The 21530-nt window shown below is 57.2% G+C and carries 24 protein-coding genes; 5 read left to right on the top strand and 19 right to left on the bottom strand.

The window, feature by feature from the left end; genetic code table 11:
* Nucleotides 1–8 precede the first annotated feature (8 nt).
* On the top strand, nt 9–170 hold the full coding sequence (locus AC5S16_RS12000; protein WP_493930312.1) for a hypothetical protein: 162 nt from the start codon (nt 9–11) through the stop codon (nt 168–170).
* A 51-nt stretch (nt 171–221) separates the two neighbouring features.
* Here the strand turns inward: AC5S16_RS12000 and lepB are convergent, their stop codons facing one another.
* Entirely contained in the window at nt 222–974 is a 753-nt protein-coding gene (gene lepB, locus AC5S16_RS11995; protein WP_493930311.1) for a signal peptidase I, read from the bottom strand.
* 112 nt (nt 975–1086) lie between these two features.
* On the bottom strand, nt 1087–3084 hold the full coding sequence (locus tag AC5S16_RS11990) for a GxGYxYP domain-containing protein (RefSeq protein WP_493930310.1): 1998 nt from the start codon (nt 3082–3084) through the stop codon (nt 1087–1089).
* 338 nt (nt 3085–3422) lie between these two features.
* On the opposite strand from AC5S16_RS11990, the gene AC5S16_RS11985 reads away from it, so the two are divergent.
* Complete coding sequence (locus AC5S16_RS11985) at nt 3423–3614, top strand: hypothetical protein (protein WP_493930309.1); 192 nt, start codon at nt 3423–3425, stop codon at nt 3612–3614.
* A gap of 186 nt (nt 3615–3800) precedes the next feature.
* Here the strand turns inward: AC5S16_RS11985 and AC5S16_RS11980 are convergent, their stop codons facing one another.
* The 11 genes from AC5S16_RS11980 to AC5S16_RS11930 all read right to left on the bottom strand — a co-directional run bounded on the left by AC5S16_RS11980 (nt 3801) and on the right by AC5S16_RS11930 (nt 13945).
* Nucleotides 3801–4244 (bottom strand): hypothetical protein, encoded by a 444-nt coding sequence (locus tag AC5S16_RS11980; protein WP_493930308.1) that lies wholly within the window; start codon nt 4242–4244, stop codon nt 3801–3803.
* Between the two features lie 130 nt (nt 4245–4374).
* Entirely contained in the window at nt 4375–5355 is a 981-nt protein-coding gene (locus tag AC5S16_RS11975; protein ID WP_493930307.1) for an MBL fold metallo-hydrolase, read from the bottom strand.
* 188 nt (nt 5356–5543) lie between these two features.
* Nucleotides 5544–6398, bottom strand: coding sequence for a 3-hydroxybutyryl-CoA dehydrogenase (locus AC5S16_RS11970; RefSeq protein WP_493930306.1), 855 nt, complete (start codon nt 6396–6398; stop codon nt 5544–5546).
* 56 nt (nt 6399–6454) lie between these two features.
* The gene (locus AC5S16_RS11965; protein WP_493930305.1) at nt 6455–7222 is read right to left on the bottom strand and encodes a Stp1/IreP family PP2C-type Ser/Thr phosphatase; all 768 of its coding nucleotides are present in this window, start codon (nt 7220–7222) and stop codon (nt 6455–6457) included.
* Between the two features lie 114 nt (nt 7223–7336).
* Nucleotides 7337–7750, bottom strand: coding sequence for an ATP synthase F1 subunit epsilon (gene atpC, locus AC5S16_RS11960; protein ID WP_493930304.1), 414 nt, complete (start codon nt 7748–7750; stop codon nt 7337–7339).
* 34 nt (nt 7751–7784) lie between these two features.
* Entirely contained in the window at nt 7785–9227 is a 1443-nt protein-coding gene (gene atpD / locus AC5S16_RS11955) for a F0F1 ATP synthase subunit beta (RefSeq protein ID WP_493930303.1), read from the bottom strand.
* Nucleotides 9228–9244: 17 nt separating this feature from the next.
* Nucleotides 9245–10339: a F0F1 ATP synthase subunit gamma gene (locus AC5S16_RS11950; RefSeq protein ID WP_493930302.1), complete on the bottom strand. Its 1095-nt coding sequence runs from the start codon at nt 10337–10339 to the stop codon at nt 9245–9247.
* Nucleotides 10340–10494: 155 nt separating this feature from the next.
* On the bottom strand, nt 10495–12042 hold the full coding sequence (gene atpA, locus AC5S16_RS11945) for a F0F1 ATP synthase subunit alpha (RefSeq protein WP_493930301.1): 1548 nt from the start codon (nt 12040–12042) through the stop codon (nt 10495–10497).
* Between the two features lie 204 nt (nt 12043–12246).
* On the bottom strand, nt 12247–12783 hold the full coding sequence (gene atpH / locus AC5S16_RS11940) for an ATP synthase F1 subunit delta (RefSeq protein ID WP_493930300.1): 537 nt from the start codon (nt 12781–12783) through the stop codon (nt 12247–12249).
* Nucleotides 12783–13481, bottom strand: a complete 699-nt coding sequence (locus tag AC5S16_RS11935; RefSeq protein ID WP_493930299.1) for a F0F1 ATP synthase subunit B — start codon at nt 13479–13481, stop codon at nt 12783–12785. Before AC5S16_RS11935 ends, atpH begins: the two co-directional genes overlap by 1 nt.
* Nucleotides 13478–13945, bottom strand: a complete 468-nt coding sequence (locus AC5S16_RS11930) for a F0F1 ATP synthase subunit B family protein (protein ID WP_493930298.1) — start codon at nt 13943–13945, stop codon at nt 13478–13480. Before AC5S16_RS11930 ends, AC5S16_RS11935 begins: the two co-directional genes overlap by 4 nt.
* A 275-nt stretch (nt 13946–14220) precedes the next feature.
* On the opposite strand from AC5S16_RS11930, the gene AC5S16_RS11925 reads away from it, so the two are divergent.
* The 3 genes from AC5S16_RS11925 to AC5S16_RS11915 all read left to right on the top strand — a co-directional run bounded on the left by AC5S16_RS11925 (nt 14221) and on the right by AC5S16_RS11915 (nt 15710).
* A complete protein-coding gene (locus tag AC5S16_RS11925) occupies nt 14221–14634 on the top strand; it encodes a hypothetical protein (protein WP_493930297.1) in 414 nt (137 codons plus the stop codon).
* A gap of 234 nt (nt 14635–14868) precedes the next feature.
* A complete protein-coding gene (locus AC5S16_RS11920) occupies nt 14869–15159 on the top strand; it encodes a hypothetical protein (RefSeq protein ID WP_493930296.1) in 291 nt (96 codons plus the stop codon).
* Nucleotides 15156–15710 (top strand): T6SS effector amidase Tae4 family protein, encoded by a 555-nt coding sequence (locus AC5S16_RS11915; protein ID WP_493930295.1) that lies wholly within the window; start codon nt 15156–15158, stop codon nt 15708–15710. The genes AC5S16_RS11920 and AC5S16_RS11915 overlap by 4 nt, the downstream gene beginning before the upstream one ends.
* Before the next feature lie 57 nt (nt 15711–15767).
* Here AC5S16_RS11915 and AC5S16_RS11910 read toward each other — a convergent pair whose 3' ends face one another.
* From AC5S16_RS11910 to AC5S16_RS11885, 6 genes are all read right to left on the bottom strand, one after another.
* Nucleotides 15768–16148: a type II toxin-antitoxin system VapC family toxin gene (locus tag AC5S16_RS11910; RefSeq protein ID WP_493930294.1), complete on the bottom strand. Its 381-nt coding sequence runs from the start codon at nt 16146–16148 to the stop codon at nt 15768–15770.
* Nucleotides 16145–16390: a type II toxin-antitoxin system Phd/YefM family antitoxin gene (locus tag AC5S16_RS11905; protein WP_493930293.1), complete on the bottom strand. Its 246-nt coding sequence runs from the start codon at nt 16388–16390 to the stop codon at nt 16145–16147. Before AC5S16_RS11905 ends, AC5S16_RS11910 begins: the two co-directional genes overlap by 4 nt.
* A gap of 284 nt (nt 16391–16674) precedes the next feature.
* On the bottom strand, nt 16675–18096 hold the full coding sequence (gene hflX, locus AC5S16_RS11900) for a GTPase HflX (protein WP_493930292.1): 1422 nt from the start codon (nt 18094–18096) through the stop codon (nt 16675–16677).
* 20 nt (nt 18097–18116) lie between these two features.
* Entirely contained in the window at nt 18117–18425 is a 309-nt protein-coding gene (hfq, locus tag AC5S16_RS11895) for an RNA chaperone Hfq (RefSeq protein WP_493930291.1), read from the bottom strand.
* Nucleotides 18426–19005: 580 nt separating this feature from the next.
* Nucleotides 19006–20220: an SH3 domain-containing protein gene (locus AC5S16_RS11890; RefSeq protein ID WP_493930290.1), complete on the bottom strand. Its 1215-nt coding sequence runs from the start codon at nt 20218–20220 to the stop codon at nt 19006–19008.
* Between the two features lie 101 nt (nt 20221–20321).
* Nucleotides 20322–21476 carry a lactonase family protein gene (locus AC5S16_RS11885; RefSeq protein WP_493930289.1) on the bottom strand — a complete coding sequence of 385 codons (1155 nt, stop codon included), beginning with the start codon at nt 21474–21476 and terminating at the stop codon, nt 20322–20324.
* Nucleotides 21477–21530: the final 54 nt, after the last annotated feature.

The following is a 21530-nucleotide window of genomic DNA, read 5'->3' as shown; positions in this document are numbered from 1 at the left end:
TCCACTCAGTGGTCAAACGCTCAAACGGCGAAATCGTCATGAATGCCGCCGGCGGCGACTCCCGCAAAATCACCGTTACGCTGAGATTGACTCCTACACTGAATTGTCATCCTGAGCGGAGCGCCGAAGGCGCGCAGTCGAAGAACCTGCTTTTCTTTATCCCTGCATGAATCACGAATAAGGGTAGCCCCACATCGCTTTCGAGATGTGGGCGTCCTGGCTTATTCAACACGATGAAGCGTTCTTCTCCATCGTGTTTTATTGAAGAAATGAAGCATCTCATTCCCAACAGAGCTTAGTTGTTCTGACATGGAAGGCTTGAGCTCATCATTCTCCGGAGCTTCAAACGACCAATACACGAATAGAGGTCGGCCGATGATGTTGTCCCTGGGGACAAATCCCCAGAAACGACTATCGAGACTGCGGTCACGATTGTCTCCCATCACGAAGTAATGCCCTGCAGGAACCACCAGATCACCCTTTTGAATATGCTCAGGAAGAGAGACGGTCCACGTCGCAGTTACATCCGAGCGTTCAGCCGGAGACACTGAAGGAAAATCATCTACATAAGGATCGTAGGCGGCAATCGAAGGGTTTGCAGCATAAGGCTCATTTTGCGCAATGCCATTGAGATACACGATACCGTTACGGAGATGAATACGGTCGCCAGGAATGCCGATCACCCGTTTCACCATAAAAATATGGCTGCCATCCTCCTGCGAAACAGGCTTATAGAACACAACGATGTCGCCGCGATGGACGTCGCGGTAATGGATGAAAGGCATCCAGTGTGAATTTGGCGCGAGTATCTCCCGCTCGACTACTACATGATCGCCCACCTGCAGGGTACTTGCCATAGACGATGAAGGAATCACAAAGTTCTGAAAGATGAAAGTAAGGGCAAAAAGCCCCATAACCAGAACGCCACAGATCGACGCGAAACCTTCCAGGCGGGTCTCATCTGTTTTCGACATGCCCAACATCATACGAAAACATCGTTGACCTTTCTGCGAAAAAATGACCGCTCCGGAAACAATGCCTCGACATTGCTTCCGGAGTGAAGCCAGGATTTAAAACTGCACTACCCTACGAAGTACTCTGCGAAGACTTGTACAGCTGAAAGAACGTATCCCCGCGAAGCACCACAAACTCCGACCCCAGCGAACCCACCAGCGTATTCACATCCGTAGGAGTCATGTTCCAGGACTCGACTCCGCCGGCAACAAAGAGCGGGCTCGTCCCATTCCATGAGCCGCTCACGCTGGCCAGGGCCGACTGGCTGCTTGCGAGATCATTCAACCCCAGCAGAGTCGCCACCGGAACGCCATCGATCATGCTGATCTGGCTCGAAGATTCGTAGTTGTAGACGATTCCCAGCAGGCCGGGAACATACTTCTTGTAAAGGTCAATAATGGTCGAGCTGAACGGAACATCCGTGCTTCCATCGCGGTTATAAGCAAAGAGCACGTTCATCCCTGTCATTTGTATGTATTGGCCCGAGCGCTGCATAAAGCCCGGAAGCGTTGACGACGGCCACACCACCGGATAGGTATAGCCCGCACCCGAAGGCCCCGCCACCAGCAGGTCGTTGGCTGACTGTGTCTGCTGGAAGTAGTGCAGCATTGCCGGCGCAATGTCTGCGAGCAGCACACTGACGCTCCAGTTGAGCGGCGTCTGCCCGCGATTGGTATCGTCCCAGATCTGGCGCATGCGGTGCTGGTTGTACTGGATGTTGTCACCCTCGACCATGGTGAGCGTGAGATAGATCTTGTTTGCGATCTTCGGCGTTGGCTGGCTCTTCTTCGGAGCCTTGACGCTGGCGCTCACTCCGCTCAGAACACTCGCGTTGAAAAAGACGTCCGCGGCAGAAACCGCCGAGCTGTACTGCCCGCACAGCGTCACGCCCGTCATCTCATGCCCGCTTGGGAACCAGCCCATATACGGCGCATCCGGCTGCATCGTTTCAAGCACTTGCGTGAACAATGCCGCTTCGTCCGGAATCTCAGGATCGAGCCAGAAGACCGGAGCATTCACCGCCACAATGTAATCGCGGAAGTTCGGGTTCCCCACCTGCACGCTCGGAGCCGTATTCGTCGCCGTGACGAAGTACTCGTTCCACATTTCCGTCTGCAGCGTCAGCTGCTTCGTCCCTGCCGGCGGAACAAATTTGTAGATGAAGTACTCCGTGCCGTCGGCAAAGCGCCAGCCTGAGGCCAGCTGCGAGCTGTCCGCATCAAAGAGAAACGGCGCTTCCGCCGAGGACCCCGGCTGAAACGACGCAATCGTAGTGCCGTCGGCTATGACCGTCACCTGATCGACCGAAGGCCCCCAGCCGTCGCTGGTATACGCATCCTGATACTGCACATACACCGCTTCCCCGCCTAGAAAACTCGACAGGTCGGCCGTATAAACCGCCTTGTTCGAACCATCCGTCACCGGCTGCGATACCTTCAGCAGAGTCGTCCACTGCACATTGGGCACAGCCACCGAGCTCGTCGGCCCGATCGCTGTCAGCATTCTCTTCGTCAGATTGGGCCAGATATTCTGAAGCGCCCAGTTGTACGCATCAAGCTTGGTCGAAAACTTGCCCGTCAGGTCTTCGATCACCGGCAGATTGAGGCTCTTCGCCAGATCAGCCGTGGCCACTACGCCTCGCTTGAGCCCGGCCAGGTTCGTCGCGAGATTCAGAGTGTCTGGAACATTTGGGTCCCAGACCACCGCGCCTGCAATCTCTGAGCGATACTGGCTCACCAGCCCCATGGGATTCGTTGTCGTCTTGAAGGGAACGCCGATCGTTGTAAGCCATTCCTGGGTCGTCGGGTCCGTTCCCCAGTAGAAATACAGCCGGGGTAGCTTGCGGTTCACAATGCCCTGCAGCGTTACCAGCAGTGTCTGCTGGTCGCCTGTGAGAGACGTAAGATCAGCCGCAACCAGGGATGAAGGACAGGGGAAGGTCGGCAATGCGCGATTGCTCGGCCACGACAACTGGCTCGAAGCCGTTTGTGAGAAAAGCGAAAGATTCAAAGCGCTGGCGCCTGCGGCAGCGCTCGAGTAGGCGATAAACTTCCTGCGATCGATAAGCATGGCACTTCCTTTGCACGTGAGATGGGGGAGTCTGCAAAGTAAGCAAACTGGCTGGAGTGGTAACGATTCCACTCGCACCGAAACAATAGTCACCTGAAAGAAATCCTGTCAAGTCGCAGAAGTTATCTTTTCGTAAATTGCACTGCCAGTGGGCCTGGTCCTCTCGACCAAACTACAACCCATCCAGGACCTGGTCATCCTGAACGCTGCGAAGAACCTGCTTTTCGCATCGGCAACCACAATATCGGGACTGGAGAATAAACATCTATTCTCCGATACCTCCAGGGAACTCCAGAACGGAAGCCTGCGTATTCTTTTAAGGGAAGGTCTGTAACCCTATGATCAAATTTCTTCTCTGGTGCCTTCTGTTCATCTTCTGCTGGCCGCTGGCGCTCCTTGCTTTAATCGCATACCCATTTATCTGGCTGCTGCTGATCCCCTTCCGCATCCTGGGCATTGCCGTCCATGGCGCGCTCGATCTTGTCGCCGCCATTATCTTCCTCCCCGGCCGCCTGCTCCGCGCCATTTAGTTGGTGTAGTCACTTAAACGAATTGTCATCCCGACCGAAGCGTAGCGTAGTGGAGGGACCTGCAGTTTTCTCCCGGCCACACTAATTTCTCATCCGGCTTTAGCCCCGGGATCTACGAAAAATATCTAAACGCAGAAAAGCCCTCGCACATGCGAGGGCTTTTCTGAGCAGCAGTCTTCCGTTTTGTTACGCAGCTTTTCCCGTGGTCCGGCGGTTCTGCAACCCGCGCGCCTGCGTCATCGCCATGTCGGTCAAATAGACCGGAGCAGGCGTGGCAATCGCCACCAGCACCCAGGCCAGGGCTGAAACCAGAAGGCCGACCACCGCAGCTGCCTGCAGTGTTAGAACTACCGACATCTGGCGCAGATGCAGGTTCACCACTGCCCAGTTCCGCAGCGGTTCAATCCGGTGGATCACCGCGAGCGCCAGCAGAAAAGCAAGTGTTGAAACCGTAGCCAGACCGATCAGCGTCACATCCACCGTGCGGTGCAGGCGCTGCCGCGAGCGGCAGTGCTGGCACTCTTCGAGGTGATGCTCATAGTCGATACGCATCTCGGGGGAGATGCCGGAAATGTCATATCTCCAGCTCGAAAGAATGTCGCCAACGACTGGATCCGTGCAGGATGTCATAATGTCTCTTTTCCGCCTCTCTATCGTCTGCCTGGCGAAACGGCCCTTCCCCTCAGGTCCAATTGACCTTGCACACACATCATGAGGAAATGTGGTCGTAGTAACTCTCTTTTAGTATAAACGACTCTGGTTATAGAAAAATAGGCGCTGTTGCCGTCTTTTGTTCCGCCAGCACTAACCTGTTTCCTAACAAGCTCATACGGTCGCGTAGAGCGCGTTCTGCCGCGAGCCGCGCAAGCTCCGGCAGGTTGTTACTCTCTGAGAGATGCGCGAGAACAACATAAGACGCCTGCCCGTCGTAATGCGTTTCAAGGAAACTGGCGGCAGCATCATTTGACAGATGCCCCACCCGCGACATCACCCGCTGCTTCACCGACCACGGATAAGGACCGTCGCGCAACATCTCGAGATCGTGGTTCGACTCGATCATCAGCAGGTCGCACCCCCTGAGCTGCAGGCTCACATTCGCCGGCATATAGCCCAGGTCCGTCGCCACGCCAACCCGCACTCCCTCCGCCTGAAAGACAAACCCCACCGGATCGATGGCATCGTGCGGAATCGTAAAAGCATTGACCGTAATGTCGCCGATCGAGAACTGGCTGCCCGCGCGAAAGTACTCGACCGCAGGCAGAGCGCAGGGATCAGCCTCCTGCTTCTCCTCTGACTTCAGTTCCTCTTCCTCCGCCGCGCACTCGGCCAGTTCCTGCTCGCGATAGAAGGGATTCTCCGCATCCGCTTCAGGCATGGCGCCTTTCGATTCAGCCTCGGCCTTCTTCTTCTCCGCTTCCAGCTTGCGCTGCTCCAGCCATTCGGCATAAGTCAGCCGCTTGCGCGGAGTCATCCAGCGCATCCATGCGCGGTGTGTTGCTTCTGTGAAGTAAACCGGAATGCCCAGCTTCCGCGCGGCTACGGAAAGCCCCTGCACATGGTCCTGGTGCTCATGTGTGACGAGAATGGCGTCGAGCGTATGCGGATCTTGGTTGACTGACTTCATCCGCTTGAAGAGCTCGCGGCAGGAAAGCCCGGCATCCACAAGAATGCGTGTGCGCGAACTCGAGACAACGGCGCTGTTGCCCTTTGACCCGCTGGCGAGCACCGTCATCCGAACCATGCTCTTCAGAATACGCCCGATCCGTGTGGAAGAGGCGGCAGAAACTCAGTCCGGGAATCAGACTTGAACACACCTCCCATTCAGGAAAAAAACAGGGTTCCCATCAGAAAACCCTGTGTGCTCCGTGTCCTCTGTGGTGAGTAATCTTTGTGCGTTCCATAGCGTTCTTAGCGTCTTGGCGGTAGATTTTATTCGTACTTATAAAATCCGCGCCCGCTCTTCCTGCCTAGCCATCCCGCATCCACCATACGAATCAATAAAGGACAAGGCCGGTACCTCGGATCGCCCAATCCATCCTGCAGCACACGCATAATATCGAGGCACACATCGAGCCCGATAAAATCGGCCAGCGTCAGCGGCCCCATCGGATGCGCCATCCCCAGCTTGAAGACTTCGTCCACCGCCTCAGGAGTCGCCACGCCTTCCATCACCGCATACATAGCCTCGTTCAACAGCGGCATCAGCACGCGGTTCGAAACAAATCCGGGAGCATCGTTCACCTCCACCGGCGTCTTGCCCAGCTTTTCCGCAAGCGCCTTCACCATGTCATAGGTCGTCTGCGAAGTCTGGAGGCCGCGGATCACTTCCACCAGCTTCATCACCGGCACAGGATTGAAAAAGTGCATTCCAATGACCTGCTCCGGGCGTTTGGTCTGCGCAGCGAGTTTGGTAATAGAGATAGAAGAGGTATTCGAAGCCAGAATCACATGCTCGGGCAGAATGCGATCGAGATCGGCAAAAATCTGGCTCTTGATCTCAAATTTTTCCGTCGCCGCTTCCACCACAAAATCACATCCACTGAGAGATTCTCGGTCGAGCGTCCCCTGAATGCGCCCCAGCGCCGCTGCAGCTTCCTCGCTTGCTAGCTTCTGTTTCGCAACTTCACGGTCGAGATTTTTCCGGATCGTATCGAGGCCGCGGTCAAGAAAGCGCTGCTCCACTTCGCACAGCCGCACATCGAATCCGCTGCGCGCAAAAACATGCGCAATGCCGTTGCCCATCGTCCCCGCGCCGAGAACGCCTATGGTTTTAATTTCATTCATGCACTCCACTCTAAAAGCTGGTGAAGCGGTCAGCAATAAGACAGAGCTGACCGCTCCTAGCTGACCCTCACCACAATCGCCGTAATATTGTCCCCGCCGCCCCACGCATTCGCTTCATCCACCAGCCGTCGGCATACATCCTGCAGATCAGAAGCGCGGCCCTCTTCCAGAATCTCGGCAATGCGCTCCTCGGGAACTTCCTTCGTCAGCCCATCCGAGCACAGCAGAAACACATCCCCGGAATGCGCCGGCACTTCATCAATGTCCGCATTCACTGACTTGCGCGTCCCCACCGCGCGCGTAATCACATGGCGAAAGGGCGACACTTCCGCCTCCTGGGGTGTCATCTGCCCCAGCCGCACCTGCTCATCGACAAGCGAATGGTCCTGTGTCATGCGCTCGAGCCGTCCCGCGCTGAAGCGATAGCAGCGGCTGTCGCCCACATGCGTCACCCACACGCTCTCGCCGCGCACAAGTAACGACACCAGCGTCGTCCCCATCCCATGCAGAACCGGCTCACGCTCCGCGTGCGCGAAGATGCGCTTATTCGCCTGGGCCACCACTTGCTCAAGCAGCTTGCGCGCATCCTGCGATGCCTGCTCTTTGCTGATGTATTCAAGCGCCGCCGCCACCGCCGTCTGGCTTGCGACTTCACCCGCAGCCGCGCCGCCCATCCCGTCGCACACGACGAAGAATCCAGCATCGGCAGCAAGCCCGTAAGCATCTTCATTTGCCGATCGCACCCGGCCTACATCTGTCAGAGCTGCTGCTTCTACCTGCATGATCGCCGTTAACCACGATACACGATAAGAAAAGGCCGGCATCCCGCCGGCCTTCCTCTAGAAATTGTCATCCCGACCGCTCAACAATAGTTTGTCATCCTGAGCGGAGCGAAGCGAAACGTAGTGAAGCGGAGTCGAAGGACCTGCAGTTTCTCTCTACGACCGCGAAGCCGCGCTCGCCAGCTTCGACTCCGCTTCCTCGATCTTCTCGTTTGCCTCTTCGTACTTCTCGGCGTCCTCGCCGGCCTCGTTCCACATCGTGCGGCCGCGCTCCAGCTGCTCCTGCGCGCGTCCCGTATCGATCTCTTCCGGCTTCAACGCGCTCTCGGCAAGAATCGTCACGCGTTCGGGAAGCACTTCCACAAATCCCCAGTTCACGTTGTAGCGCTGCTCGCCCGCATGGCCGCCGTGGATGCGCACTTCGCCCGCGCCCAGCTCGGCCAGCAGCGGAGCATGCCCGAAGAGCACTTCGAGATAGCCATTGCGCGCCGGCAGCTCCACCGCATCCGCAGTCGAGTCCACCAGAATACGCTCCGGAGTCACAAACCGTACTTGAAGTTGGTTCGCCATCGTTGTCTTACGCCGTCGTCCCTAATATTTCAGCTCACGCTGTCGTCTTCATTTTTTCAGCCGCTTCGAGCACGTCCTCGATCGAGCCTTTGAGATAGAACGCCTGCTCCGGAATATCATCGTGCTTGCCGTCGAGCACTTCCTTGAAGCTGCGCACCGTGTCCTCAATCTTGACGTAGCGGCCCGGGATGCCCGTGAACTGCTCCGCCACATGGAAAGGCTGCGAGAGAAAGCGCTGAATCTTGCGCGCGCGCGTCACCGTGAGCTTGTCTTCTTCTGAAAGCTCATCGATGCCGAGAATCGCAATGATGTCCTGCAGGTCTTTGTAGCGCTGCAGAATGCGCTTCACGCCCTGGGCCACGTCATAATGCTCCTGCCCGACGATGCGCGGCGAAAGAATGCGCGAAGTCGAAGCCAGCGGATCGACCGCGGGATAAATACCCAGCTCCGACAGCGGACGCGAAAGCACCGTCGTTGCATCGAGGTGAGCAAACGTCGTCGCCGGAGCAGGATCTGTCAAATCGTCTGCCGGAACATACACAGCCTGCACTGAAGTGACCGAGCCCTTCTTGGTCGAAGTGATGCGCTCCTGCAGCTCGCCCATCTCCGTCGCCAGATTCGGCTGGTATCCCACTGCCGAAGGCATACGGCCCAGCAGCGTCGATACCTCAGAGCCCGCCTGCGTAAAGCGGAAGATATTGTCGATGAAGAGCAGCGTGTCTGCGCCTTCGTTGTCGCGGAAGTATTCCGCGACTGTGAGTCCGGTCAGCGCCACGCGCAGACGCGCGCCGGGCGGCTCTGTCATCTGTCCGTAGATCAATGCAGCCTTCGACTTCGAAAAGTCCTTCAGGTCGATCACGCCCGCTTCCTGGAACTCCACCCAGAGATCGTTCCCTTCACGCGTACGTTCGCCTACGCCGGCAAAGACCGAGAAGCCGCCGTGCTTCAGCGCGACATTGTTGATCAGCTCCTGGATGATGACCGTCTTGCCCACGCCGGCGCCGCCAAACAGGCCGATCTTGCCGCCCTTCAAGAAGGGCTGGATCAGGTCGATGACCTTCACGCCGGTTTCGAACATCTCTTCGCGCGTCGACTGCTCGTCAAAAGCCGGAGCAGGACGGTGAATCGGCAGAGTCACCTTGGCATTCACCGGCCCAAGCTCGTCCACCGGCTTGCCGATCACGTTCAGCACGCGGCCCAGCGTCTCACGACCGACAGGAACAGTAATCGGACCGCCAAGATCGATGGCCTTCATGCCGCGCACCATGCCTTCGGTCGCTTCCATGGCGACGCAGCGCACGCGGCCCTCGCCCAGGTGCTGCTGCACTTCCAGAACAACGTCGATGGGAACAGGCACAGTGAAGCCGTCGCTCACCACGCGCAGCGCCTGGTAAATCGGCGGCATCTTCGCTTCTTCAAACTGCACGTCCACCGCCGGCCCGGCGATCTTGATGACTTTGCCAATGTTTTCTGCCATAAAAATTCTTTCTCTCTTTAGAGCGCCGCAGCGCCGCTCACAATCTCAATCAGTTCCTTGGTAATGGCCGCCTGGCGCACGCGGTTCATCGCCAGCGTCAGCGAATCAATCAGGTCAGAAGCGTTGTTGGTCGCCGAATCCATCGCCGTCATGCGTGCGGCAAACTCAGCCGCCGTCGACTCGAGCATCGCGTGATAGAGCTGCGTCGCCACGTAGCGCGGCAGAATCGCGTCGAACAGTTCCCGCGGCTTCTGCTCGTAGATATAGTCGACTTCCGCCGTACCGAAGCGCTTCGCCTCATCTTCCGCCTGCTTCGCCGCGCCTTCTGCTTCTGTTTCATTCAGGCTCACGCCGGAAGCAATCGCCGCTTCGCCTGCGCGCTCACGCTCTTCCTGCGTCATCTCGTGCGCCAGCGCAATTTCCCTGCTGCCGATTTCGACAATCGGCAACACCCGCTCCACCACCACGCGCTGCTGGATCACCGACTTGAATTCGTTGTAGACGACATAAGCCGCATCGATCTTCTCGTGCGTGTACGCCGAGGTGATCTCACGCGCCAGCTCGCTCGCCCGCTCAAACGAAAGCTTGTGCAGAATGCCATGGAACCTGTCATCCAGAAGCTCCACCGGAGCCGTCCTTCTGCGCCGCTCGCGTTCCTCAGGATGCTCGTCGCCCTGCTTCTGAGCTTCCAGAAACTGTGCCGCAGGATATCGCCGGCGCAACACGTCGCGTCCCTTGCGTCCGACCGTCGCAATATCAATCTCCAGATCGCTGCGCTCAGCAATAAAGTGGTTCGCCGCTTTCACAATGTTGGCATTGAACGCCCCAGCAAATCCGCCTTCGCCGGAAATGACGATGAGCAGCACCTTCTTCTCCGGACGCGCCACCAGCAGCGGATGCCGCAGCTGCCCCGTTTCCGGATCGAATATCTCGGCGCGGCGCTTGAGCGATTCCAGCACCGTGGTCATCATCATCGCGTAAGGACGCGCCGCCAGCGCCCGCTCCTGCGCGCGCCGCAGCCGGGCCGCGGCCACCATCTTCATGGCCTTGGTGATCTGGCGCGTGTTCTTCACACTGCGAATGCGCCGCCGTAAATCGAGAACGTTTGCCATTCGTCTTTAAAGCTTGTCGTCCTGAGCGATGAAAATTAGTTTGTCATTCTGAGCGAAGCGAAGAACCTGCTTTTCGCCTCGGTTGCCGTTACTCTTTACATCTTTGAAGGGGCACGGCTGAAGCCGTGCCCTTTCAAAAACTCAACCCCGCCATACTACTTCGCAGCCGCCGCAACCTGCGCCGACTGGTGCTCCGCAAAGAAGTTCTGCTTGTACTCGTTAATCGCAGCCTTCAGCTTCCCACGCAGATCATCATCGAGCGCCTTCTTCTCACCAATCTCCTTCAACAGCCCCGTCTGCGCCGTATCCAGATACCTATGGAAGCCATCCTCAAACGCGCGAATGTTTTCTACCTTCACGTCATCGAGCAGGCCCTGCGTTCCTGCAAACAGAATCGCCACCTGGTGCTCGGCTGTCAGCGGCTGGAACTGCGGCTGCTTCAGCAGTTCGGTAAGACGCTGCCCGCGGTTGAGCTGCTGCTGTGTCACCTTATCGAGATCGCTGCCGAACTGTGAGAAGGCGGCCAGCTCGCGATACTGCGCCAGATCGAGCTTCAGCGTCGACCCTACCTGCTTGATCGCCTTCATCGCTGCCGAGAAGCCCACGCGCGAAACCGACAGGCCCACGTTCACCGCCGGACGCACGCCCGAGTTGAACAGGTCCGTCTCGAGAAAAATCTGCCCATCGGTAATCGAAATCACATTCGTCGGAATATACGCGGAAACGTCGCCCGCCTGCGTCTCAATCACCGGAAGCGCAGTCAGCGAGCCGCCGCCCTTCTCCTTGCTCAGCTTCGACGAGCGCTCGAGCAGGCGCGAGTGGAGATAGAACACATCACCTGGATACGCCTCGCGGCCGGGCGGACGCCTGAGCAGCAGAGAAATCTCGCGATAAGCCGCAGCATGCTTTGAGAGATCGTCATAGATCACCAGCGCATGCTTGCCCTTGTCACGGAAGTACTCGCCCATCGCCGTCGCGGCATAAGGCGCAAGATACAGCATCGGAGCAGGCTCGGAAGCCGTCGCCGCCACGATGATCGTGTAATCCATCGCGCCGTTTTCCGTCAGCGTCTGCACCACCTGTGCGACTGACGAGCGCTTCTGCCCGATCGCGCAGTAAATGCAGATCAGGTCGTTCTTCGCATTGTTGATGATCGTGTCGAGTGCAATCGCCGTCTTGCCCGTCTGGCGGTCGCCGATAATCAGCTCGCGCTGTCCGCGGCCAATCGGAATCATGCTGTCGATGGCCTTGAGGCCGGTCATCATCGGCTCGCGCACCGACTGGCGGTCTACTACGCCCGGAGCAAGTCGCTCTACAGGCAGCGTCTCGGTCGTGCTGCTCGGGCCCTTGTCGTCAATCGGCTGGCCCAGAGCATCCACCACGCGGCCAATCATCGCGTCGCCCACCGGCACGCTCAGAATCTTGCCCGTGCGCTTCACCTGGTCGCCTTCGCTGATCTCGGTGTAGTCGCCCATCAGCACGGCGCCCACCTGCTCTTCTTCGAGATTCAGCGCCAGTCCATACACGCCATGCGGAAACTCGATCATCTCGCCATACATCACCTTGTCGAGACCATGGATGCGCGCAATGCCATCGCCCAGCGAGATGACCGTGCCCACCTCATCCACGCGAATCTTCGCGTCGTAATTCTGAATTTGCTCTTTAAGAAGCTGCGTAATTTCGTCTGCTTTAATCTGAGCCATGCTTCACTTTCCCAACAATTCTTTTGCCGCTCTTCACTAAGAAAACCGAATGATTGTCATCCCGACCGATAATTTTCAGGTTGTCATCCTGAGCGGAGCGACCGAAGGGAGCGCAGTCGAAGGACCTGCTTTTCGCTCCGGTAGCCACTACCGCCGGGTGCCCCATCCAAGCCGTCTTTTGGCTTGAGTGGGAAACCACAAACCTCAACTCACCAACTGCTCTTTCAACTTCTCCAGCCGTCCGCGCACCGAACCGTCATACACCGTGCTGCCCACGCGCACAATCACGCCCCCCAGCAGCGATTTGTCTTCGTGATACTGTGCCTGGACCTGAGTTCCCGTCAGTGCCGCAACCTTCTGTTCGATGCCGTGCCGTTCGTCTGCTTCCAGAGGCCGCGCTGTAGTGACGTGAACCTCAGAAATACCGAGCCGCCGGTTCACTTCCCTGCGGTACTCATCCAGAATCTCCGTCAGCACATTCAACCGGTCATGCTGGATCAACACAGCAAAAAAATTCCGCACCTGTACGCTCATCTCCAGGCGTTCATTCAGCTTGTCCAGAATCCCGACCTTCTGCTCCACTGGAAACGACGGATCGAGAAAGACCTCGCGCAGATCATCGGCCTCCCACCAGGCGGCCACAAAGCTGTCCAGCTGTTTCTGGACATCGCCTGCATTCAGATGCGACTCGAACACCACATCCGCAAACGCCCGCGCATAAGGAGCAGCGACCGCAGCCATCAGTTCCGCCCTCCGTTGCCTTGCGTATCAGCCGCGAAATTCTGCACCAGAATCCGGTCTGCATCCGCACCCAGATGGATGCGCTGCAGCGCGCGTTCCACTGCCAGATCAGCGGCAAATTTCTTCAATTCGCGCTGTGCCGCCGCGCCCGCAGCCTCAATCTCCTGCTCGGCAGATTCGATAATGCGCTTGCGCTCTTCTTCAAGAGCCGCCTTGATGCGCTTCTCGTCTTCGAGCGTCTCCTGCTCCGCCTGCTTGCGGATCGCCTCAATCTCCGAATCCAGCTTTGCCAGCCGCGCTTCCACCGCGCTCAGGCGTTTATTGGCGTCTTCGGTGGCCGAACGTGCGTCGGTCAGTTCTTTCTGGATCGTTTCAGAGCGCTTACGGAAAATCTTGGGCAGAGCCTTGATCAAAAACGCTACGATGGCCAGAATGATGATGCCCGAATTGAAGTCCTCAAAAATCTTCGCTGCCGTCTCGGTATCGGTGTGCAGCACTTTGGCAATGGCCTGAACCGTCGAGGAATGCCGATACGCTTCTTCCTGGGCATTCGACTCCGGCGCATCCATTTTTTCGTACTTGGCGGCTCCGTGCAGCGGTTCGGCAGCTTTTTCCGCCTGGCTGAATGCCTGCGGAGCCATCCCCGCAATCAAAACGACTGCGACCAAAAGAACAGAAATCTTGAAACGAGGCTTCAACGGACACTCTCCACCGGAGCCACGCCTGCGGGAAGAATGGCTTGAAGAATTTGCGAGGCCAGCTGCTCGGTCGAGCCCTCAATCTGTTGGCGAGCATCAGCAGCCTGCTGGGCAATGGCAGCCTCAGCCGCGCGTACACGCTCCTGCGCCGTCAGCCGTGCAGAAGCCAGAGCATGGTCGCGCTCCGTATTCCACTGCTGGATGCGCTGCTCGCGATGCCGGAAGATATCGGCCCGAGCCGCTCGCAGTTTCGCTTCGTATTCCTGGGATTTGGCGTCGGCCGCAGCAATGGCAGCGTGGGCTTTTTCCACCGCGCCCTGCGTACGTTCCCGCCGCTCCGCCAGCGTTTTGGTCAGCGGACCGAAAACAAGAATCCGGTAGGCCACCACCAGAATCAAAAAAATGATCATCGTCGGCACAGAGCCGAGCGCCAGATCGCCGAGTTGGTGCAGTATCACGTCCATGCGTACATACGGCGCGCCGCAACCCTATCCACACCATCCCCAGCGCCTTTGCAACCTAGCTTCGGCGCGCTTTCGAGCAGCCAGTTAGCCCTGGGAAGTCTTTTTCTGGAAGGTGTTGCAGAACTAATAGGTGTAACAGAGTGAAAAAACGAGTGTCAACGCAGGGCAGACACTACTTTCTAGATGTACCATATCGCGGATTATTTGTAGAGTGGATATGGCTAGTGAATATTGCCTGGATGCTATAATTTGCCGGCACCACAAAGAGGACTCCAGTGGCTATTCCGAGTCGCACAACTGTCTCAATCGATGGAAATAAATTCAATGCTTACTCTGTAAGTTTTGGCGTCACAACAGACCATGAAGGCAAGGGAATGCCTCTCATGGGCACTGGATTTTGTTCAATCGATATCCACGTGGACGTCAACGACAATGTAAATATGCCGTTCTCGTCGTTGAAGGCTCTCTTCGATCTAGCAAATATTGCTACTACGGCAAAGATCAAGGACATTAAGATCGAATTCTGGCAGGACGATAGCAAAACGAATGCAGTATGCGTCTACTCCTTCCAGGGCTGGATCAGTCATTTCAATATCAGTAGCCAGGGAGAAGCAAATCATGTCCTCGCCCTGAGCCTACAGCCCGCCTTAGGCAAGAATCAGCTCTTTGATATAAATATGGGCAATTGAGAGAGGAACTGCATGCGCTCGCGTCCCTCCTGCCCCCCGCCGGTACTTTGCAGATGCATAGCAGCGCTGTTAGCAGTTCTCATTGTTGCCCCTGCCTTCTCGCAGGCAGGTGAACAAAAGGGCCCAACCAGCTGGGCCTCCATGCCCTACCTGAAGCCTTACCAGCTTCGGAAGCTTATAGCGAATTCACAGCTGGTTGCGAAAACGACAGTTCTTCAGCATTGGCCCCGGAGCATGGATAAAGAAAGCTCTCCCCCGACGGAACACCCAGCGCATACAAATCTAAAAATCGACAAAGTTTTCCGAGGAAGTTTCCATCCGGGACAGACCATCGACCTTTTCTGTATTTGTTCTTCTGAAACTGCTTCCACTGTTCTGACCCCTGGAGAAGAAATCATCATTTTTTCCAACCGTGACCAGAAATCAGGGCTATGGGTCTCCTCGGGTTTTGATTACTCAATATATTTTCTAAATTACAGCGAGTGGCTGGACCATCAGATTTCAGAAAGGACAACTAAACATTGATCCTGCCTTCTTTCGATGTTCTGGCCCGCTCATATCCCACAGACGAAAATCCTGATGCCGTTCGTCTAAAAATCGGCGGTGAACTTGCCACCCTGCCGCCGGGAACTAATACTTGCGCTATTCGATTGAGTAAAGCGCTCAATTATGCCGGTAAAACCCATGAAATCCCAGCGCGTGGTGGTTCTCTTAAGCTATATACCTTAAAAGGCGCCGACCGCCTGAACTATCTTTTGCGGGTCGCAGAGCTAAGCCGGTATTTGCGCCGACAATATGGCCCTCCGACAGTTTCTGTCAGCTACTCACCAACTGAAACCGAATCTATCACTCCATTCCTGGGAAAAAGAGGCATCATTTGTTGGCATGTGACCGGATGGGACGATGCAACCGGACACTACACTCTTTGGGATGGAAAGACGGGCTTATACGAAGGAGGCGAGGATTATTTCTCAACCCAATTCTTTCCAAGACAGGCTCAAGTAACACCCACACGCCGCGACCCCACAGGTATCAGAACCATTCGTGAAACTGGTGTCGACCTATGGCCCTGCTGATCCGAATGCACATCTTTAATGCAAAAAGTGCGCCCAAGTAAATGCCGCACACCCCGCCTACACAAGCTGCACCGGCCCCGGATACCGCGCCACAACCGTATCATCCGTAAGCAGCACGATTCCCTCCACCACAGCCTGTGCAATCATCAGCCGGTCAAACGGGTCTTTATGGATCGGCGGTAGAACAGTCACCACGTGCTCGCTGAATATCGGAAGCTCGCGATACCCGTTATCGATCAGGCTCCGGCGCAGCGCCCGCGCATCCACCTGAAAATCAGGCCGGTTCAGCCCGCTCTTGATGGCAATCTCCCACAAGCTGGCTGCGCTGAAGATCAGCTCATTCTCAGGATCGGCCATTAGCGCCCGGGCTTTTGCAGGCACGCGCTCTGCGCCTTCCGCAGCCCAAAGCAGCAGATGCGTGTCGAGCAGCAGCTTCACTCCCCGCCCTCGAACATCTTCTCAATCTCAGCCGCGCCCATCGTGTTGAAGTCATCCGGCACCTTGATCTGCCCAGCCATGAACCCGAACCGCTTTATCTCTGACGCCTCAGGAACGTCCAGCGCAGTCACCTTCACCATCGGCTTCCCTGCCTTGGCAATCACAAAGGATTCGCCTTGAGCCGCCTTTTCTATCAGCCGGGAAAGATGGGTCTTGGCATCGTGAATGTTATAGATTCGCATGATTAAGTTTAGTCTAATAAACTAAGTCTATCATGCCTTTCATTGAAAGTTAACCGAGCCGCGCCGAAGGCGCGTGTCTCTGGACGGGAAGTCCAAATATCCCTTGACTCGCCCCCTGAGGGGCGTAGACTTGTATTTACCACCTATGACCCGGTTCAGGGTCCAACGGGCTGGGCATCTGGGAATCTCCACCGCTCCCACTTGCCCGGCCCGTTCTTGCTTCTAAAGAAAAACCCTATTCAGACAAATAAGCAAGCGACCAGCGGGAGCGAAGTACAGTGCGTCTACTTACGCTCAGGCAAGGATGGCGCCGGAGGCGCGTCTGCTGCATGCAGTGCTGCTGCAAACTCACGATACCGCCCCAGCAGCGATGCCGGCCCCGTCACCGTCATGCGTACCAGATTGTCGCGGAACTCCCGCTCATGCAGCAGCGCCCCCGCTCCGAGCGCCGCCAGAACATCGCCCCTTGCCTGCGGAACTTCGAAGGTCTGCTCAATCACCGGATCGGACACCAGGGCGGCATCAATGCGCGCAAGCAGCGTATCCAGCCCAAGCCCCATCCTGGCGGAGATCGCAACTGCCCCGCTTGCGGCGAGCAAAGCTCGCTCCTCTTCCGGAAGCAGGTCCATCTTGTTCATGATTTCGATACGCGGCTTGTCGAGAACGCCAAGCTCGCCCAGGACCTTCTCCACTTCAGCCTTCTGCTCATCGCCCGTGGAACTCGAAGCATCCCGCACATGAAGCAGCACCTCTGCCTTCTGAACCTCTTCGAGCGTGGCGCGGAACGACGTGACGAGCGTATGCGGCAGGTTGCGGATGAATCCGACCGTGTCTGAGAGCAGAATTTTTCTTCGCGAAGGCAGCAGGATCGCCTTGAGCTTCGGGTCAAGGGTCGCGAACATGCGCGCAGATTCGAGCACTCCGGCTTTGGTCAGCGTGTTGAAGAGCGTGCTCTTGCCCGCGTTGGTGTAGCCCACCAGCGCCACCGTCGGCACCGGAACCGCCTCACGCCGCTGCCGCTGCTGTCCGCGGACGCGCCGTACTGCTTCGAGATCCTGCTTGAGCTGCACGATGCGCCGCTGAATCTTGCGCCGGTCGGTTTCGAGCTGCGTTTCGCCCGGGCCTCTGGTGCCGATGCCGCCGCCGAGTTGCGACATGGTCCGCCCTCGCCCGGCCAGTCTGGGGAGCATGTATTCCAGCTGCGCCAACTCCACCTGCAGCTGGCCTTCACGGGTTCGCGCATGCCGGGCAAAGATGTCGAGGATCAGCTGCGTCCGGTCAAGGACACGACACGGCAGTGCAGCTTCCAGGTTCCTCAGCTGCGTCGGACTCAGGTCATGGTCAAAGAGAATGACATTCGCGCGCGTCGAAGCAGCAACGCCGGCCAGCTCTTCCACCTTGCCGCTGCCGATCAGCATAGCTGGATCGGCCTTGGGCCGCCGCTGCACGACCTCGCCGGCAACTTCCGCGCCGGCGCTGGTCACCAGCTCACGGAACTCGCCCAGCAGGTCTTCCGTTCCGGAGACAGCATGAGTATGCGGCTCCGTATACGATTCTGCATCCGCCGCATTTGTTGAAAGCTTTTGCGCATCCCTTGCCAGGATGGCGGACGGCGGCAGTTGGGACTTTCGTTGAGTGAACTCTACCGCGACCAGCAGCGCGCGGTCGTCCACGCTTCCCGCAACTGTGCGATGAAGTTCACCCACGATTCCCAGTGTAAGCGCAATTAAGCGCTTTGCTGCTCGACTGCGGGAGCCCCGGCGCTCGAAACTGACGCCTGCGCAGAACTATGCGCCGATGGGCCTTTATGCTCAGTGTGCAGCACAGACCGCGAGCTCACCACTGTGGAAATGGCGTGCTTGAAGATCAGCTGTTCCTGGCTGTTGTTCTCAAGTAGAACCGAGTACTTATCGAAGGAGCGAATCCTGCCGGTAAGCTTCACGCCGCTTACCAGGTAGATTGTGATGGGGGTTTTATCTTTCCGGACCGTATTAAGAAATGTGTCCTGAATGTTCTGTGCCGGCTTGTTATCCATGTGCCGATCTCCTGTGCTGCATCTTGTTAGATTTTTTGTTTCTTTAAAACAAAAGTGAATGCCAATGCCCGAAGGCGATCTTTCTCTTAGCTGTCACAATACGAGGTTAGGAAAAATTGAGCAATATACGTAACTGCCGTGCCCGAACGCCGAGATCGTCCCTACCTCACAAGAGACGATCTATACCTTAGAAAGTCTTAGATGCAAGAACCACCGTAAAGATGTTTGCGGAGGGGCAGACGAACCTGCCATCCCGATAGTGCTACGCCCACTCCTTCCGTTACAGACAGCCGCAGGACAAATTTGTTGTCCACAAATGAATATTTTTCGCGAGGATCTGTTGGCCTCGGTAGCCACCGCAAGGGTGCCCCATGTTCGCGGAGCCGTAGGCGGAGTTAACGTGGGAGGTTCGCAGGACACGCCTTGTATGAAAAGTGACCCCTCTCCCGTGTTTTGTACGGGAAATGTTTGTTTTCAGTGGCTTAAGGCGATTTCTCAATACGGAGATCGTTTATTTTCAGCGAGTTGGGGTGGTGGTCATCCTGCGGAAGAACCCCGGGTTTTTCGTGGCTGTCTGTGCTCAGTGGTGTTTCTTGTGCGGCCGGGCGTGAACCACATGCCGTCTCTCCGCCCTCCTACTTTTTCTGACACGAGCTGGAGGAACAGGAGTTGGAGCTGGCGCAGGAGCGACAGGTGGAGCCTGAACTGCAGGAGCAGGAGGCGGTGGCGGAGGTGGAGGAGCGGGCGGCTCCACCTTGTGCACAAGCGAGCCCTCCAGCCGGTAAGTCAATGTATCGAGATTCGCAGCATGCGCCGACCCGGTCGCCGGATCGATGGCAATCGTGTCGCCGGTCGCCGTCTTGAAGGAGAAGACCGGGACTGTCCCGATCTTGTCGAAGGTCTGCGTGCCCACATGCACCGGCAGGTATCCCTGCAGGTCTCTCTGCCGGAAGGCCGTCTCATAGCGATGCTTCCTCAGGTTCCAGATAAAGACCCGCACCTGGTCGAAGTCATACGGCAGACCGTCCTTGTAGGGACTCAGCACTGCCACATACTCGCGCGCCTTCTGGTCAGGGAACTTTGATTCCGGATCATCGAGCACCGCCAGCTGATAGGCCCCCACCATCCGCTGGCTCTCGGCGTAGCCGGCAATGGCGTCGGGAATATCGATATCGAGACGCCGCGAGAGCATCCAGCCCACGCGGCCCTGGGTATCGCGCACCAGCCACCAGTCCTCCATGGGAGGACCCTCAGGCACCGGCGGAGGAGGCTTTTCTCCCGGCTTCAGTTTGGTTTTGGATTTTGCAACCGGCTTGGGAGCAGCAGGCGCAGCCTGCGGAGGAACGTCCTTGGGCACCGAGGCGCGCACGATCATCTGCAGCTTGTCACCCTCCGGGAGCAGGAAGAAACGGTCGCTCTGCCGCCCGGGCTTCACGTGCAGATAGAGATCGTCATGCAGCGTCGCCGTCGAAATGACTGGATCGTTCGCATGCTGCTTTTGAAGATCGGCAAACTGCTGCCAGGTGTTCTGATCGATGACGCCATGCTCCTCGATCCAGCCGACCTCGTTCTTGTCGGTCTTGACCTTGAGGAAACGGCGCGAGTGCTCGATCACTTCGAGCTTCTGCCCGTTCGTCACGTTGCCGACGCGGTTGGAAACAGCGGCAATGCGGTCGCGCAGAAATGTCTCTTTGGCGACCACGTACACATATTCTTTCTGAGGCTTGGGGCTGAACCGGCCGCAACCGGAAAGAGCCACGAACAATAGAACCAGCGGCAGTAAACGAGCCCACACAGGAGGAGTCTGGCAAGAGTGCATGTGCGATTGGAGGAAGCTGCTTCCCCTCTATTTACTTAGAAGGATAGCATCGAATCCGCTGCAAACTCTCCACAGGCCTATTGCGTGGCCACCACCGCGCTGACCGCAGTAGGGTCGGTTCCCGTGTTCTGGGTGGCAAAGGAATCAAGTTTCCCCGGAGTCGCCGTATCGATGCTGAAGACCTGCATGTCCGGATTGCCCCCGGAACAGGCAACAGCGACATATCCCCCGGTCTTGTCCAGCGTGAGGTCGACCGGAGCCGCGCCCGTTGCGTAAGGCGAGCCACTAAGCGCCGTCAGCGCGCCGTTGGCGGTCATGGCAAAGCCGCTGACCGTGCCGTCAGTGCGGTTGGTGACGTAGACATACCCGCTTGCAGTCACGATGACTTGCGATGGTCCAAGCCCTGTTTTGACCGGAGACGTGCTCAGCTCCGTCAGGGAGCCGTTGGCATTGATTGTCAGCACACGAAGAGCATTGATGCCGGTCTCAGTCACAAACAGATAAGTGCTGTTGGCGTCGCTCGCCAGCCCCAGGTCGGCGTCGACTGAGGACATCGGGGAGAGAATGCCGATTTTGGCGGCGTTGCCCGTAGCTGTATCAAAGCTGATGATGTCCACGCCCGTGGTCTGGAGTGAAACATACGCGTATTTCCCGTTTGGAGTTATATACAGGCGGTCTACGCTTCCCGTATCCAGTCCGAGCTGGCTTCCCACCTGGGTCAGGACTCCTGTAGTTTGATCGATGCTGAAGACCGTGAGAGAAGGAGTGACATCGGCCACCAGCAGCCATTGCCCCGTCGGATCCACTCGCATCGCCAGCGGACTTACATTTTGCAGCACTGGCTGCCCATTGTTCCCAAGCGCAAGCGAGCCATCGCTGCCGATGACATAGACGTAGATGCCTCCCGAAACACTGCCCGAGTAGACAAATGTGTCCTTGGGCGAGATCGCCAGCGAGTTGGGAGGCAGCGCCGCTGCATACGGAGAATTGCTGAGAGCTCCCAGCGCGCTGTTGGCAATCGTGTAGCCGGCAATGGAGCTGACACTGGTCGAAGAATTGGAAACGTACAGGTAATTCCCGCTGGTGGTCGTCCCCGTGGTGCCGGTGCTGCCAGTGGTGCCGCCACTGCCGCTGTTCTCATCGGGGAAAAATTTTCCGCCGCATGCGGCAAGGAGCAACAAGCCGGCAAGAGGCAGAAAGTAAAAATGCCGCGCCAGATATTTCAATTTCATGATTCTCGACAACTACTTAGACGACTCATAGACGTTTTGCGTCGAAGGCGCGTA

Source organism: Acidobacterium sp. FHG110202_01 (genome assembly GCF_059115305.1).
Note: the sequence above shows the minus strand (reverse complement) of the source record. Positions and strands in the feature narration are given on the sequence as shown.

Coding starts and splice junctions, on each gene's coding strand:
- AC5S16_RS11965 (WP_493930305.1), bottom strand. CDS start 7,222: ATGCCGGCCTTTTCTTATCGTGTATCGTGGTTAACGGCGATCATGCAG.
- AC5S16_RS11930 (WP_493930298.1), bottom strand. CDS start 13,945: ATGGACGTGATACTGCACCAACTCGGCGATCTGGCGCTCGGCTCTGTG.
- AC5S16_RS11990 (WP_493930310.1), bottom strand. CDS start 3,084: ATGCTTATCGATCGCAGGAAGTTTATCGCCTACTCGAGCGCTGCCGCA.
- AC5S16_RS11885 (WP_493930289.1), bottom strand. CDS start 21,476: ATGAAATTGAAATATCTGGCGCGGCATTTTTACTTTCTGCCTCTTGCC.
- atpC (WP_493930304.1), bottom strand. CDS start 7,750: ATGGCGAACCAACTTCAAGTACGGTTTGTGACTCCGGAGCGTATTCTG.
- lepB (WP_493930311.1), bottom strand. CDS start 974: ATGTCGAAAACAGATGAGACCCGCCTGGAAGGTTTCGCGTCGATCTGT.
- hfq (WP_493930291.1), bottom strand. CDS start 18,425: ATGGATAACAAGCCGGCACAGAACATTCAGGACACATTTCTTAATACG.
- atpA (WP_493930301.1), bottom strand. CDS start 12,042: ATGGCTCAGATTAAAGCAGACGAAATTACGCAGCTTCTTAAAGAGCAA.
- AC5S16_RS11975 (WP_493930307.1), bottom strand. CDS start 5,355: ATGGTTCGGATGACGGTGCTCGCCAGCGGGTCAAAGGGCAACAGCGCC.
- AC5S16_RS11985 (WP_493930309.1), top strand. CDS start 3,423: ATGATCAAATTTCTTCTCTGGTGCCTTCTGTTCATCTTCTGCTGGCCG.
- AC5S16_RS11905 (WP_493930293.1), bottom strand. CDS start 16,390: ATGCGAATCTATAACATTCACGATGCCAAGACCCATCTTTCCCGGCTG.
- AC5S16_RS11950 (WP_493930302.1), bottom strand. CDS start 10,339: ATGGCAAACGTTCTCGATTTACGGCGGCGCATTCGCAGTGTGAAGAAC.
- AC5S16_RS11980 (WP_493930308.1), bottom strand. CDS start 4,244: ATGACATCCTGCACGGATCCAGTCGTTGGCGACATTCTTTCGAGCTGG.
- AC5S16_RS11920 (WP_493930296.1), top strand. CDS start 14,869: ATGGATAAAGAAAGCTCTCCCCCGACGGAACACCCAGCGCATACAAAT.
- atpH (WP_493930300.1), bottom strand. CDS start 12,783: ATGGCTGCGGTCGCTGCTCCTTATGCGCGGGCGTTTGCGGATGTGGTG.
- AC5S16_RS11970 (WP_493930306.1), bottom strand. CDS start 6,398: ATGAATGAAATTAAAACCATAGGCGTTCTCGGCGCGGGGACGATGGGC.
- atpD (WP_493930303.1), bottom strand. CDS start 9,227: ATGGCAGAAAACATTGGCAAAGTCATCAAGATCGCCGGGCCGGCGGTG.